This is a genomic window from Vibrio sp. B181a (assembly GCF_030248375.1).
Lineage (GTDB): Bacteria > Pseudomonadota > Gammaproteobacteria > Enterobacterales > Vibrionaceae > Vibrio > Vibrio campbellii.
Genome location: NZ_JAHGAD010000096.1, coordinates 1 through 696, shown reverse-complemented (window position 1 = coordinate 696; position 696 = coordinate 1). Strand labels below are relative to the sequence as shown.

At 48.0% G+C, this 696-nt stretch carries 1 protein-coding gene; it reads left to right on the top strand.

Annotation, left to right across the window (positions count from 1 at the left end; translation table 11 throughout):
* Positions 1-696, top strand: a 696-nt coding sequence (locus KIO97_RS24885; RefSeq protein WP_285384250.1) for a flagellin, incomplete at both ends; no start/stop codon positions are given.

The window sequence follows — 696 nt, the reverse complement described above, 5'->3', positions numbered from 1 at the left end:
AAAATCAACAGCGCGAAAGACGACGCTGCGGGCCTCCAAATCTCGAACCGCTTGAACGTACAAAGCCGTGGCCTGGATGTGGCTGTTCGTAACGCGAACGACGGTATCTCTATTGCACAAACTGCTGAAGGTGCAATGAACGAGACCACTAACATCCTACAACGTATGCGTGACCTGTCTCTTCAATCAGCAAACGGTTCTAACTCAAAAGCAGAACGTGTTGCGATTCAAGAAGAAGTAACAGCGCTGAACGACGAACTAAACCGTATCGCTGAAACGACCTCTTTCGGTGGTAACAAACTTCTAAACGGTACTTACGGTACTCAGTCTTTCCAAATCGGTGCAGATAACGGCGAAGCGGTAATGCTGAACCTAAAAGACATGCGCTCTGACAACCAAATGATGGGCGGCGTGAGCTACCAAGCTGAAAACGGCAAAGACAAAAACTGGAACGTTGAAGAAGGCAAAAACGACCTGAAAATCAGCCTGACTGACAGCTTTGGTCAAGAGCAAGAAATCAACATCAGCGCAAAAGCGGGTGACGATATCGAAGAGCTTGCGACTTACATCAACGGTCAAACTGACCTAGTAAAAGCGTCAGTAGACCAAGACGGCAAACTGCAAGTGTTTGCGGGCAACAACAAAGTTGAAGGCGACGTTGAATTCTCAGGCGGCTTATCTGGTGAGCTAGGTCTA